This window comes from Vibrio ishigakensis (assembly GCF_024347675.1).
Lineage (GTDB): Bacteria > Pseudomonadota > Gammaproteobacteria > Enterobacterales > Vibrionaceae > Vibrio > Vibrio ishigakensis.
Map to the genome: position 1 here is coordinate 1,433,280 of NZ_AP024881.1, position 12,706 is coordinate 1,445,985.

The following is a 12,706-nucleotide window of genomic DNA, read 5'->3' on the forward strand; positions in this document are numbered from 1 at the left end:
TTATTTAATGAAGCAAAATAAAGATCGAATAAAATGCGTACAGAATCATAATTATGCCGAATACTTTACGACTACTTGGTTTGCGCAGAAAGGCGAGTAGACTCGATGCACCTGTGCCCACCAATAGCATGGCGGGTAGTGTTCCCAAACCAAATGCGCCCATTATCAACAAGCCATTAATGGCGCTACCTGACATTGCCGCCCAACTGACCATGGAATACACCATGCCGCAGGGAATCCAACCCCAGATAAAGCCAACAGGATAGGCATAGAGAGGAGACTTTAGTGGGAGAAGCTTACCCGCAAGTGGGGATAGTTTTTTCCAAAGACCTTGCCCCAGTTTTTCCAGTTGTAAGAGCCCATTCCACCAACCAGTAAGATACAGACCTAGTACTAGGATAAACACTGCAGCGATTGCGCGCAGTACCGTTAGTCCCTGGCCAAAGCCAAACAACTGCACACCGCTTGCAACCGCTCCACCGATAATGGCGCCAATCACAAGGTAGGAACTGATGCGACCAAGGTTATAAAGAAATGACACACGCACCTTTTGTTGCGGGCCATTTAGTGCGACTGCACTTGCGATACCACCACACATGCCAATGCAGTGGCCTGCACCCAGCAGGCCAATCATAAAGGCACCGAGCCAATCAATGTTTTGCATCTTTGTCTGATTCTTTAGGCATGTCGTCTTCGAAAAGGATGTTGTGTCCTTGACGGTCTAGATCTTCAAACTGCTCGCTCTTAACTGCCCACAGAAACACGGCTATCGCCACTGCGACCAGAACTATGGCGATCGGAATTAGAATGTACAGGCTTTCCATCAGTATTTAATAACCTCAATGAATTGGTAACAACTATGATGGAACTGGCCGACATGCCCGCAACGGCAATGTAAGGCGCAACCATACCGGCTACCGCAAGTGGCAAGATCAATAGGTTGTAACCTAAAGACCAAGCCAAGTTTTCTCTTATAATTTTACGTGTTTTTAGCGCTAATAGACGCGCTGAGATCAGTTTGTCTAGCTTGTCACCCAAAAGAACCATATCTGCCGAGGACTTAGCAACGTCTGTACCGCCACCCATGGCTACCGACAGGTGAGCTCCAGCAAGGGTTGGGGCATCGTTAATACCATCGCCAATCATCATGGTTACATCTTTGCTTGGCAAGGATTTTAGATAATCCAGTTTGCCCTGCGGAGATACGCCAGCAACCACTTTGTCGATATGCAGTTTGTCGGCTACAGGTTTTGCATTCAGCTCACTATCACCGGTTAGCAGCGTTGTTTTGATGCCAAGTGCCGACACTTTTTCTAAGAAATCTGCGCTACTCTCGCGTAGCGGGTCGGTATAGGTAAAGGCCGCCGCCAGTTTTCCATCAATGCTCAGGTAAACCGTTTGTGGGCAGCTTTGCATATCGCTCGGAGCAACAAACTTATGACTGCCTATCTTGCACTCTAAACCTTGATACTGACCGCTAAGGCCTAGGCCTATATGATTGTCTACCGACTCAACCTTTGTCTCTGTATCAATATAGGGTTTAAATGCGCTAGCAATCGGATGGTTAGCGTGTGACTCGATACTTGCCGCGATAGCGAGTACCTGTTGTTCTGTCCAATTGCCAAAGGTTTGGGTTTCGTTCAGTGACACCTTGCCTTCGGTGAGCGTACCTGTTTTATCAACGATAAGGTGATTGATTTTGCACAGAGTCTCAATAGCATGAGATTTTCTAAGCAAGATACCGAGGTTGCTCATGCGAGAGGTACCGCAGGTGATAGCAGTAGGCGTTGCAAGAGATAGGGCGCACGGACAGGTAGCAACCAGAACCGCAAGCATGATCCAGAAGGCGTCTTCTGGTTGATTTTGCTGCCAATAGAAGTAGGTCGCTGCGGAGATGATCAGAATAGCAGCCACAAAGTAGCGAGCTACCACATCTGCAATCTCGGCAATCTTAGGCTTAGTAGATTGTGCCTCATCCTGCAGTCGAACTATCTTGGCGATCATGCTCTCTTGGTTTTGGCAGTTCACCTCTAATGTAAAGGTCTGCTCGCCGTTGACTGTACCAGCAAATACGGTTTCACCGATGGTCTTTTTCACGTGCAGAGATTCACCAGTCAGCATAGACTCATCGATAAATACCTCACGGTCTACAACCAAGCCATCGGCAGGCACGTGTTCGCCGGCAAGAACGCGTACGCGATCGCCAATCTTTAGGGTTTTAACCGGGATCTGGTCACCATTATCTAGAGACGCCATGGCTGGAACCAACTTAAGCAGGTTGGCACTGGCCGCCGCTGCTTTTCTTCGTGCACGCATCTCTAGGAAGCGACCTAAAAGCAAGAAGAAGGCAAACATAGAGATGGATTCAAAGAATACCTCGCCACTTTGGGTAAAGGTGGCAATTACACTGGCGAAATAGGCAAAAATCATTGCCAACGAAACAGGTACGTCCATGCCTAAAGTGCGAGCTTTTAGACTACGCCACGCATTCATATAAAACGGAAGTGCAGAGTAGAGCATTACCGGAGTAGCGAAGATCAAACTGATGATTCGGAAATAATGCTTAAACTCTGGCTCGAGATTACCAAACACTTCCAAATACAGGGCAACCGCCAGCATCATCACCTGCATGGTGGCAAGGCCTGCAATACCCAATCGATACAGGTATTGCTTCATCTGACGATAGTAGTTCTCTTCTTGCTTGTCTGCTTCGAACGGAGCGGCTTTGTAACCTAGCTTATGAATAATTCCTAGAAGCTCACTTAGCTTGGTTTGAGTGTTGTCCCAAGCAAGAACGGCACGGTGGGTCGCGGTATTTACGCGAATACGCACCACGCCTTTGCGACCGTTCATCTGCTTTTCGATAAGCCAAGCGCAGGCGGCACAAGAGACGCCATCCAGTGACAATGTCACTTCGGAGGTGTTCTCATCGTTGCGAACAAACTCGGATTGGATCTCTTCGTTATCGTAGTGGATAAGGGACTGCAGCTGCTCAGGAACTAGGTCAACACGCTCAGCTTTTTCAGTGCGATATTGGTAGTAAGAGACAAGGCCGCTGTCGACTATGGTCTGGGCTACCGATTGGCAACCCGGACAACACATGTCTCGAACCTCATCGAGGATTTTTACCTGAAAGTTCGTGCTCTCTGGTACTTCTTCACCGCAGTGGTAACACGATTTTGTCATAGCGCTTCTAGTTCATTAGTGGAGCTGGGGTCGAACTAGGGAAGTTCATACGTCCCTGGATTAACCAATGTTCGTCATGTGGAGTGAGCTCGATAAACCAAGGGCCTGAAAGAGGCTCATCCAGTTTGATTTTATATACGCCAGAAGCGTTTGCTGTGACCAATACACTAAAATCTTGATCTGGTAGGGTGCGGTGGGTGAAAAGCGCGTTAATTGCTGGATAGGTAAGCAGTTCGCCTTTATCGAATTCAACAATGACCTCATCACCTTCTGAATAAACCAAGGCATCTAGGTTCATTTCGTTTGCCACGTTGACCTTACTTAGGTCGACATTGATACCTTTGCCTTTTTTATAGTAATCCTCTGAGACCAGCGAGACAGTGTGTTGAGACAGGATGTAGACCCTCAAAAGGGTGCCGAATACGGTCGTAAGGATGAGTAAAAGTATGAACCAAGCCCAAAACTCTTTATACCAAGGCTTTACCATAAAAAACTTCTCTGATGAAAAATGAAAGGGAGTACTTTAGAAAAAAACAGCCTCCAATGCAGAGGCTGTTGTCAGATTATTACTACTTGTTACTATTTTTCTTGGTTGCTTAAACTCCACACATAGGCTGAAACAAGTTGCACTTTTTCTTCACCTAGTATGTCTTTCCAAGCTGGCATCACGCCTTGACGACCATTGGTAACGGTTTCCGTTACTGCCGCACGTGAATCACCATATAGCCAGTTGTTATCGGTTAAGTCAGGAGCACCAACGGCAGGGTTACCCTTACCATCTGTACCGTGACACGCCGCACACACTGCAAAGCGAGCTTTACCTGCTGCAGCTTCGCGAGCGTTAACCTTACGGCCTGATAGGCTAAGGGTATAGCTCACAACCTCTTGAACGCCATCTTCACCGAGAACGTCAATCCAAGCTGGCATTTCACCGATACGACCATCCATGATGGTAGTTACGATAGCTTCAGGCTCACCGCCATATAGCCATGCGTTATCGGTTAGGTTAGGGAAGCCAAGCTGACCGCGCGCATCTGAGCCGTGGCACTGAGCACAGTTTTGGTCAAATAAACCTTGACCAACTTTAAGTGCATCAGGGTTGCCGGCGATCTCTTCAATAGGGCGAAGTGATGAACCGTCGTCAGTTTTCGCTAGGCGGCGGAACGCTTCACCAAAGTAAGCATCCGCATCACCCAGTTCTTTAGCGTACTGGTTAAGGTGCTTCTGCTCTTGAGCGCGTGCGATAGAGGCTTTCGACTCTTCTAGGCTAGTTACGGTTTGATCCGAGCTAGTCCAGCCAAGTAGGCCCTTGTAGTTACCTAGGCCAGGGTATAGAGCTAGATAAATAGCGGCAAAGAAGAAGGTGCCGATAAATAGGTAGCTCCACCATTTTGGTAGGTCATTGTTAAGCTCGCGAATACCATCGTATTCGTGGCCCATGTCATCACCAACTGGCACGCCCATTTTGTCTTTGATACACCAACGCAGGATGATGGCGATACCAATTAGGGTGCCCACAGTGATTATGGTAATCCAGAGACTCCAAAACGTAGTCATTACTTAGTCACTCCCTGATCGTTAGTTTCCTTTTTCTCTTCGTCATCAAAGATAAGGTTTGCGGCTTCGTCAAAGCGAGACTTACGGCTCTTACCGTAAGCCCACCAAACGACACCAGCAAAGCTGACGAATAGAAGCAGAGTCCAAATGCTGTGAATAGTGCTGATATCCATTATTCACTCCTTACTTCATTGCGTGACCAAGCGACTGCAGATACGCAATCAGAGCATCCATTTCAGTTTTACCTGCCACTTCTTTCTGTGCGTTTGCAACTTGCTCGTCGGTGTATGGAACACCGAAGTTGTTCTTGAAGATCTCAAGCTTACGCTGAGTGTGCTTACCGTCTAGAACGTTCTCTTCAAGCCAAGGGAAACCTGGCATGTTTGACTCTGGTACTACGTCACGTGGGTTGATCAGGTGAACGCGATGCCATTCATCAGAGTAACGACCGCCAACACGAGCTAGATCCGGACCTGTACGCTTGGAGCCCCATAGGAATGGGTGTTCCCAAACATGCTCACCGGCAACAGAGTAGTGGCCGTAGCGTTCAGTTTCAGAACGGAAAGGACGAATCATCTGGCTGTGACATACGTTACAACCTTCACGGATGTAGATGTCACGACCTTCCATTTCTAGCGCAGTGTATACACGAAGGTTTTTAACCGGCTCTGTAGTCTGCTTTTGGAACATTAGTGGAGTGATCTCTACTAACGCACCCAAGCTGATTGCAAAGATGATTAGGATTGCCAATAGGCCTACGTTTTTCTCAACGAGCTCGTGGCGATTCTTTGGATTATTAGCCATGTCGAAATCTCCTTATGCCGGTTGAGGCGTAGCTTTTAGGCTAGCCTTAGGTGCTGTGATGGTCTTGTATGCGTTATAAGCCATCAAGAACATGCCAGATAGGAAGATTGCGCCACCAATGAATCGTACTGTGTAATACGGGTAAGACGCCTGAACAGATTCAACGAAGCTGTAAGTTAGTGTGCCGTCTGGGTTAACACTACGCCACATTAGGCCTTGCATTACACCAGAGATCCACATAGCTACGATGTACAGAACCGTACCAACTGTCGCCAGCCAGAAGTGAACGTTGATTAGGCTCACAGAGTACATGCGTTCTTGACCAAATAGGCGAGGGATCAAGTGGTATACAGAACCGATTGAAACCATAGCTACCCAACCTAGAGCACCTGAGTGTACGTGACCTACAGTCCAGTCAGTGTAGTGAGACAGGGCGTTAACCGTCTTGATCGACATCATCGGGCCTTCGAACGTTGACATGCCGTAGAACGACAGAGAAACGATCAAGAAGCGCAGGATAGGGTCGTAGCGTAGTTTATGCCATGCACCTGATAGGGTCATGATACCGTTGATCATACCACCCCAAGACGGAGCGAATAGAACCAGTGACATCACCATACCTAGCGACTGAGTCCAGTCTGGAAGCGCTGTGTAATGTAGGTGGTGAGGACCAGCCCAAATATACAGCGAAACTAGTGCCCAGAAGTGAACGATAGACAGACGGTAAGAGTAAACTGGACGCTCAGCTTGTTTTGGTACGAAGTAATACATCATACCTAGGAAGCCAGCTGTCAAAAGGAAGCCTACCGCATTGTGTCCATACCACCACTGAATCATGGCATCTACAGCACCTGAGTACATAGAGTATGACTTCATACCGTGTACTGGCACTGCCATGCTGTTTACGATATGAAGCACCGCAACAGTTAGGATAAAGGCACCGAAGAACCAGTTCGCAACGTAGATATGTGAGGTTCTACGCTTAATCATGGTTCCGAAGAAGACGATGGCGTAGGCCACCCAAACGATAGCGATAGCGATATCGATTGGCCACTCCAGTTCCGCGTACTCTTTACCCGATGTAAAACCGAGAGGCAGAGAAATAGCAGCGGCTAAAATGATCGCTTGCCAACCCCAGAATGTGAAGGCGACCAGAGGTCCACCGAAAAGACGCGTCTGGCACGTGCGCTGAACTACGTAATATGACGTAGCGAACAGGGCACTAGTACCGAACGCAAAGATAACCGCGTTTGTATGAAGCGGTCTTAGACGAGAGTAGGTTAACCACGGCGTATCAAAGTTAAGCTGTGGCCAAACTAGCTGAGCGGCAATCAAAACACCTACACCCATGCCGACAATACCCCAAAGAATGGTAACTAGGGTAAATTGACGAACAACGGTGTAGTTGTAGTTATGTTCAAGCTGCTTTTCCTGGCTCATTTACATGCTTCCAATTTCTTGTATTAACTACACTTTTCCAACACAACGCCAACAATTTGGCGCAACGACAAATGTCACAAAACATAAGGAAATATAACTTTTATTGTCCTAACCCTTAAAAAATGCTTTTTAAACTGACATTTATACGTGGAATTATACGGAATTAACATTTGAATGACAGGGACTTAACTCTAGGATTGATCGGCAAAATCCTATTTAATGTAAAAAGTTTGAAGTTTGTTACAAAGGTAAACGATATGGCCGCAGAAAAATTAACCAAAGCTAGGCTAATTCAGATTATTTTGACCTTCATTGTTTTGATAACCGCGTTTTTCTGGCGCACAGCAACGCATGAAGAATGCACAATCGATGGGGAAGTAACCAGCACATCAGATATTGAGTGTGAGGTTTTAGATTCAAAGCAAGAATAGAAGCGAGGCAATCTATACGAAATGAGATGCGTCTCTAAGTTCATAAAAATGACAATTCAATAATCCAACGCAGTTAACATTCTACATATATTGTAAGACAAATATATTTATGCCGATGCTATGTTGAACTCATGTTCAATGTTACAAAAAGTATCCTTATGTACAAGAGTGTTCTTACATCTGCATTGGTTTTAGCCCTCGTTGGTTGTGGCGGAAGTGGTGGATCTTCTGGACCTGGTGAGACTAACGATCCGCCTCCAGTAGAGGAATGTTCAAGTTCAACCGTTTCAACTCTACCTAGTGTTGAAAATACGCACAACGTCTCTTCTGGTCATTATGAAGATATAAGCTCTACCTCTTTAATTTCGCAGGGGCTGTGTGGTCAAGATACTTACGATTTAATCGAAAGTGTTTTTGGCAAAGGCTCAATAGAAGCCCCAGATCTATATAGCAACAACGATCCAAATGGCGGCTCACATATTATTCAAGGCTATGATGATTTGGTGGGGAACTACTTTAAATTCATCATACATTTCGATGATGGTGATCGTGATAAAGGCCGTGACGACAGACAGCGCAATGAGATCAAGGTTTATGATAAATCCGATGACAAGCTCAAAGGCTTCTTGGGTAAAACCTTCGAGTACAGCTGGAAATTTAAGGTTGGTGATGACCTCAAAGTCACCAAGCATTTCACTCATTTATTCCAGTTAAAACCCGTGAAAGGTAAAGATGCGGCGGATAACATCAACGTTAGCAGTCCGCTTCTCACTATCACCGCCAATGTTAGAAGCAACAAAAGCGGTCTAGAGGTGCGTCATACACATTACGCAGACAAAACCACAGGAAAGACAGAGAACAATACATTAGCGCACACCGCCTATATGGATGATGTTTCTTGGAGCAATGATATCCAAGGTCAATGGTTAGAGGCCTTTGTTAGAGTTGATTATAGCGAAACCGGTAGCTTATATATGAGCATCACTCCACTAGGTGCAAGCAAACCAATGATAGAGATCAACGAGTCTAATCTGGAGTTGTGGCGCTCTGGTCTAGATGGTGGAGAAGACAATTTCGTCAGACCAAAGTGGGGGATTTATCGCTCGCTCAATGCCGAAGATGAGCTCAACCAAGACCAGGATGAAGTCTACTTTGCTGACTTTAAGATAAGAGAAGTTAAGCAAATACAATAACTTAAAAGGCCAAGCATAGAACGCTTGGCCTTTGTTTTTCTAAACTTTCTTATCTCTTGCCGCTAAACCTGCAAACAGTGCGCATAGTGACCCTGTCACAATAACTATGCTCAATGCCCAGTTCCAACTGCCAGTTAATTCATGAATGAGACCAAGAATCGGTGGACCACAGGTCGCAATCAGGTATCCAAAACTTTGAGACATTGCCGAAAGAGCCGCAGCTTCTTCGCCACTGTTAGTGCGAAGGCCCACAAACGAGAGGCCAATAACGAAGGTCGCACAGTTACAGAAACCAAACAGTAGTGTCCAGAAAATCGCAAACTGAGGCGCGATCATCAAACCTAGAACACTTGTAACTGTGCCGACAGCAGTACTGAGAATTAATATTTGAGTGCTTTTGAGGCGAGCCAGAAAAGGAATCAACACCAAGCCTGGCCAGATGGTCGCAAACTGCAAGAAACCATAGATATAGCCAGCATCGGTTTCAGGCATGCCTGAATCAATTAGGATTTTCGGAAGCCAAGATGAAAAGGCATAAAAGGTAACTGAGTTTAATCCGATTGCTAACGTTACTTGCCACGCTACAGCGCTTTTGAGCACACGCGTTAAAGGTAGCTTGGCTGCTTTTCCTTGCTCAGCATTCTTGTCTTTATTTAAAAGCCAAAATAGTAGTGCAGGTATGGTCAATAACAGATTAAACATCAAGGCAAATTGCCAACCTGAGACTGTACTTGGATTCCAATGGCTTAGAGGAACCATAGTAGCGGAGGTCAAAGTCGAGCCAATGCCCATAGCAAAAGTATATAAAGAGGTAATGACCGCAATTCGGTAAGGAAATGACTGTTTAACCGCTACAGGCAACAAAACATTACCAATAGCTATGCCAATGCCAATAAAAATAGTGCCAATACAAAGAAGGACAACATGGCCGCCAGAACGAAGCAAGATGCCAACGAAGATACTCAGCAGCGCAAAACAAATGCTTTTTTTGAGCTGTAAGTGTTTCAGAAGTGGTAATGCAAACGGAGAAACGAACGCAAAGGTAATTAGTGGCAACGAAGACAGTAAACCCAAGACAGTGGTGCTCAGATTCAAAGACTGCATGATCTGTTCAAGCAGCGGCGCCAAACTGGTAAATGGTCCACGTAGATTTATCGCCAGCAACAAGATACCGGCGAGAGCAATCCAAAGATGTCGAGACGCACTAAAGCGCGCTGTTGATTGAGAGGTAGCGTTCACATGGATTCATTTAAAGAAAAGGAAGAAAGGATTATAGAGAAGTTTCGTTAAAACAAATAGGTGTAAGCATTTGATTGCAGATTTAAAAGTTTGCAAGTAATGCGCATGACGATGAGAGTTTTAAAGTAAATAGAATGAGAGAAGGGACATATATCTAAGGTTATGTAGAAATCAATAAATCTTATTTAACATAATATACATTATGCGCACTTTATTTATTGCTATTAAAGCGCTAAATCCTAGACTTAGCGCTTCTTATTATGGTGTGCTTTCGAGCCTGGCAATTGCTCTCTTAGATTGTGCTTAACCTTGTTTGGAATGTTCTTTGAAAACTTGGCACTGTATTGTTTGCGACGCTTGTAAACTTTAACTGTTCCAGAGAATGGATGTTTGCGTGCTATCTCTCTGCTGCGATTAATAAACTGTTTGTCTGTATCGCCTTTGCTACTTGCCAGTTCTCCATCTTTGAACACGTACACCGCTAACGGCTTGTCGTAGAAAACGATGGCAAATATCAAAATGGCCGCGATTAAAATCACATACAGCATCGACTTCTCCTTAGTCTGATAGCAACTTGCTTAGGTCTTCCTTTAGTGAGCTTACTTTTTTGTTTGCTTTTTCACTGCGTGACGCCTCAGTGACTAGATACTCGATAGCATCTGACAAGGTGCAACCGAGCTCGTTGGCGCGCTGTGAAAGTTTTTCCCATACACGATAGTCAAGATCGATGGACTTTTTACGAGTGTGGACCTGTTCGGCGTTAAAGTGACGCTTGCGCTTCGCTCGGATGGCTTGCTTGAGTTTCTTATCCAACTCAAGAGACATGTGATTGTCTATCCAATCTAAAACAAGTGTTGGTTCGTGCTCAATATTGCGCAATAACTCCACTGCAGCTGCATCTTCGCTACTATCGATGTGTCTTGTTATGGCCTCGCCTTCTTTCCATTTCTTTATCAAGTAATTCCATTTCCAGCCACATTCAAGATTTTCAAGTTGTTGATATTTCATCGATAATAACCCAGATTTTTAAGCGCACGGTGACAGCGTAACTGTAAATACTCTTTTTTACAACGCGTCAAGTTTATTAATGTGTTACCAAACACATTAATTTTGCGAATAACGGAGTTCAAGCCCACTGAACTTTCAAATTTTCCAGATAATTCTAGCTCGCTTCGGTATACTGAGCAGATACAAAATTCACCGAGTACCACATGAACTCAATAGATTGGCGCCTTGCTACTCCGCAATATGACCAAGTCATCGACTCAAACCTCTCTCTTTTTCAATACAGTGACTGTACCTTTTCAGATCTTCAGCCTCGTTTGAATGCTTCTCTAAAGCGATTCTGCGAGTTGAAACAAGCAGCACCTTTGATGGTGATAAATGGTGCAGATACTGTTTATGAACGTCGTAATCTTGCAAGTGCTTTGCAAGCTTTTACTAATTCGAAAGTTGGTTATTCGGAGTCGATTGAAATCGATGAGATTGTGGGTAGCTATGTTGTTGATGATAATGAATGCCACACACGCATAGGCCTTCTAGAAAGTTACGACGATGGGTATCTGATCCTTTCTGCTAATTCGGTACTGGTGAATCCAAAGCTATTGGTAGCAATACGTGCCCTTATTTCAGGTGAATCGATAAAGCGCATCAATACGGGCAAACAAAACCTAGATAATCAGCAAGCATTTAATAGTAGCGTTCGCGTGATTATTGTTGGTGATCGCAATCAGCTAGGTGATCTGGATTATCTAGACCCTAGTTACAGCTCATCACTTACCTTATTCGCTGAAATTGAGACAGATATTCGAATCACGCAATCGAGCTCTGCTCACTACCTTGGTTATGTTGCAAGCTTGGTTAGACTAAACGGATTACCCGATCTCTCTCAAGAAGCTATCACTCGCTTTCTAACCGCTGGCGCTCGCGTATGCGAAGAACAACACTTCGCACCATTGTCACAGCAATGGATTCTTTCGCTTATACGTGAGAGTGCTATCGAGTCTAATGGCGAGACCATTGAAGCCGATCACTTAGATAAAGCCCTTGAAGGTCGTTATTACCGCGAATCTTACCTACCAAACCGTGCCCTAGATGACATTCTTGAAGGTCAGGTTCTGATCCAGACACAAGGCCAGCAAGTTGGTCAGGTAAACGGCTTAACCGTTATTGATATCCCAGGTCATCCTGTTTCGTACGGCGAGCCTGCGCGTATCTCTTGTGTCATGCACTTTGGCGACGGTGATATTTCCGATGTAGAGCGAAAGGCTGAACTCGGCGGTAACTTGCATGCAAAAGGCATGATGATCATGCAAGCATTCCTCAGCAGCGCCTTAGATTTGGATGAGCCGCTTCCCTATTCTGCCTCTATTGTATTTGAGCAGTCTTACAGCGAGGTCGATGGTGACAGTGCATCCCTTGCCGAACTATGCGCCCTAGTAAGCGCACTATCTGGCTATGAGCTCAAACAAAACATCGCTGTAACAGGCGCAGTAGACCAATTCGGTCGAGTACAGGCCGTAGGTGGACTAAACGAGAAGATTGAAGGCTTCTATTACGTTTGTGCGCACCAAGGCTTAACCGGTGATCAGGGTGTTGTTCTGCCGAAATCTAATCTCAGACATTTGTCACTACACAAAGACGTGATTGATGCCATCAAGCAAGGCAAGTTCCATATCTGGAGTGTAGAGAACGTCGATGAAGCACTGCCAATTATCACCGGGCAAGAATTTAGAGGCGAAGACAACGACACAATATTAAACAAGATTGCAGAGCGTATAGATCGTCTCAATCATCACGATTTGGACGAGAAATGGTTCGATCGCCTAAAAAGGACGCTATTTAGGGACTGATCGG

The 12,706-nt window shown here is 45.4% G+C and carries 14 protein-coding genes; 3 read left to right on the forward strand and 11 right to left on the reverse strand.

Features of this window, described 5'->3' with window-relative positions; all coding sequences use genetic code 11:
* Nucleotides 1–4: 4 nt before the first annotated feature.
* The 8 genes from Pcarn_RS06520 to ccoN all read right to left on the reverse strand — a co-directional run bounded on the left by Pcarn_RS06520 (nucleotide 5) and on the right by ccoN (nucleotide 6,987).
* Nucleotides 5–664: a sulfite exporter TauE/SafE family protein gene (locus Pcarn_RS06520; protein WP_261835575.1), complete on the reverse strand. Its 660-nt coding sequence runs from the start codon at nucleotides 662–664 to the stop codon at nucleotides 5–7.
* Nucleotides 651–824 carry a cbb3-type cytochrome oxidase assembly protein CcoS gene (gene ccoS / locus Pcarn_RS06525; RefSeq protein ID WP_261835576.1) on the reverse strand — a complete coding sequence of 58 codons (174 nt, stop codon included), beginning with the start codon at nucleotides 822–824 and terminating at the stop codon, nucleotides 651–653. Before ccoS ends, Pcarn_RS06520 begins: the two co-directional genes overlap by 14 nt.
* On the reverse strand, nucleotides 745–3,186 hold the full coding sequence (locus Pcarn_RS06530) for a heavy metal translocating P-type ATPase (protein WP_261835577.1): 2,442 nt from the start codon (nucleotides 3,184–3,186) through the stop codon (nucleotides 745–747). The genes ccoS and Pcarn_RS06530 overlap by 80 nt, the downstream gene beginning before the upstream one ends.
* Before the next feature lie 7 nt (nucleotides 3,187–3,193).
* Nucleotides 3,194–3,673 (reverse strand): FixH family protein, encoded by a 480-nt coding sequence (locus Pcarn_RS06535; protein ID WP_261835578.1) that lies wholly within the window; start codon nucleotides 3,671–3,673, stop codon nucleotides 3,194–3,196.
* A 92-nt stretch (nucleotides 3,674–3,765) separates the two neighbouring features.
* Entirely contained in the window at nucleotides 3,766–4,743 is a 978-nt protein-coding gene (gene ccoP / locus Pcarn_RS06540) for a cytochrome-c oxidase, cbb3-type subunit III (protein WP_261835579.1), read from the reverse strand.
* Nucleotides 4,743–4,916, reverse strand: coding sequence for a cbb3-type cytochrome oxidase subunit 3 (locus tag Pcarn_RS06545; RefSeq protein WP_261835580.1), 174 nt, complete (start codon nucleotides 4,914–4,916; stop codon nucleotides 4,743–4,745). Before Pcarn_RS06545 ends, ccoP begins: the two co-directional genes overlap by 1 nt.
* Nucleotides 4,917–4,926: 10 nt before the next feature.
* Nucleotides 4,927–5,547: a cytochrome-c oxidase, cbb3-type subunit II gene (ccoO, locus tag Pcarn_RS06550; protein WP_261835581.1), complete on the reverse strand. Its 621-nt coding sequence runs from the start codon at nucleotides 5,545–5,547 to the stop codon at nucleotides 4,927–4,929.
* Between the two features lie 12 nt (nucleotides 5,548–5,559).
* Nucleotides 5,560–6,987: a cytochrome-c oxidase, cbb3-type subunit I gene (gene ccoN / locus Pcarn_RS06555; RefSeq protein ID WP_261835582.1), complete on the reverse strand. Its 1,428-nt coding sequence runs from the start codon at nucleotides 6,985–6,987 to the stop codon at nucleotides 5,560–5,562.
* 257 nt (nucleotides 6,988–7,244) lie between these two features.
* On the opposite strand from ccoN, the gene Pcarn_RS06560 reads away from it, so the two are divergent.
* Together Pcarn_RS06560 and Pcarn_RS06565 are read left to right on the forward strand one after the other, a co-directional pair.
* Entirely contained in the window at nucleotides 7,245–7,418 is a 174-nt protein-coding gene (locus Pcarn_RS06560) for a hypothetical protein (protein WP_261835692.1), read from the forward strand.
* A gap of 158 nt (nucleotides 7,419–7,576) precedes the next feature.
* Complete coding sequence (locus Pcarn_RS06565) at nucleotides 7,577–8,611, forward strand: hypothetical protein (RefSeq protein WP_261835583.1); 1,035 nt, start codon at nucleotides 7,577–7,579, stop codon at nucleotides 8,609–8,611.
* A gap of 39 nt (nucleotides 8,612–8,650) precedes the next feature.
* Here the strand turns inward: Pcarn_RS06565 and Pcarn_RS06570 are convergent, their stop codons facing one another.
* From Pcarn_RS06570 to matP, 3 genes are all read right to left on the reverse strand, one after another.
* A complete protein-coding gene (locus tag Pcarn_RS06570) occupies nucleotides 8,651–9,850 on the reverse strand; it encodes an MFS transporter (protein ID WP_261835584.1) in 1,200 nt (399 codons plus the stop codon).
* A gap of 245 nt (nucleotides 9,851–10,095) precedes the next feature.
* Nucleotides 10,096–10,398 carry a DUF3634 family protein gene (locus Pcarn_RS06575; protein ID WP_261835585.1) on the reverse strand — a complete coding sequence of 101 codons (303 nt, stop codon included), beginning with the start codon at nucleotides 10,396–10,398 and terminating at the stop codon, nucleotides 10,096–10,098.
* A 10-nt stretch (nucleotides 10,399–10,408) separates the two neighbouring features.
* Nucleotides 10,409–10,858: a macrodomain Ter protein MatP gene (gene matP, locus Pcarn_RS06580; protein ID WP_261835586.1), complete on the reverse strand. Its 450-nt coding sequence runs from the start codon at nucleotides 10,856–10,858 to the stop codon at nucleotides 10,409–10,411.
* A gap of 203 nt (nucleotides 10,859–11,061) precedes the next feature.
* Here matP and Pcarn_RS06585 point away from each other — a divergent pair, with 203 nt between their 5' ends.
* Nucleotides 11,062–12,702 (forward strand): S16 family serine protease, encoded by a 1,641-nt coding sequence (locus Pcarn_RS06585; protein ID WP_261835587.1) that lies wholly within the window; start codon nucleotides 11,062–11,064, stop codon nucleotides 12,700–12,702.
* The last annotated feature ends 4 nt before the right edge of the window (nucleotides 12,703–12,706 follow it).

Bases quoted from the DNA above. Each gene is read 5' to 3' on its own strand.
- Pcarn_RS06520 (WP_261835575.1), bottom strand. From the start codon at position 664: ATGCAAAACATTGATTGGCTCGGTGCCTTTATGATTGGCCTGCTGGGT.
- ccoS (WP_261835576.1), bottom strand. From the start codon at position 824: ATGGAAAGCCTGTACATTCTAATTCCGATCGCCATAGTTCTGGTCGCA.
- Pcarn_RS06530 (WP_261835577.1), bottom strand. From the start codon at position 3,186: ATGACAAAATCGTGTTACCACTGCGGTGAAGAAGTACCAGAGAGCACG.
- Pcarn_RS06535 (WP_261835578.1), bottom strand. From the start codon at position 3,673: ATGGTAAAGCCTTGGTATAAAGAGTTTTGGGCTTGGTTCATACTTTTA.
- ccoP (WP_261835579.1), bottom strand. From the start codon at position 4,743: ATGACTACGTTTTGGAGTCTCTGGATTACCATAATCACTGTGGGCACC.
- Pcarn_RS06545 (WP_261835580.1), bottom strand. From the start codon at position 4,916: ATGGATATCAGCACTATTCACAGCATTTGGACTCTGCTTCTATTCGTC.
- ccoO (WP_261835581.1), bottom strand. From the start codon at position 5,547: ATGGCTAATAATCCAAAGAATCGCCACGAGCTCGTTGAGAAAAACGTA.
- ccoN (WP_261835582.1), bottom strand. From the start codon at position 6,987: ATGAGCCAGGAAAAGCAGCTTGAACATAACTACAACTACACCGTTGTT.
- Pcarn_RS06560 (WP_261835692.1), top strand. From the start codon at position 7,245: ATGGCCGCAGAAAAATTAACCAAAGCTAGGCTAATTCAGATTATTTTG.
- Pcarn_RS06565 (WP_261835583.1), top strand. From the start codon at position 7,577: ATGTACAAGAGTGTTCTTACATCTGCATTGGTTTTAGCCCTCGTTGGT.
- Pcarn_RS06575 (WP_261835585.1), bottom strand. From the start codon at position 10,398: ATGCTGTATGTGATTTTAATCGCGGCCATTTTGATATTTGCCATCGTT.
- matP (WP_261835586.1), bottom strand. From the start codon at position 10,858: ATGAAATATCAACAACTTGAAAATCTTGAATGTGGCTGGAAATGGAAT.
- Pcarn_RS06585 (WP_261835587.1), top strand. From the start codon at position 11,062: ATGAACTCAATAGATTGGCGCCTTGCTACTCCGCAATATGACCAAGTC.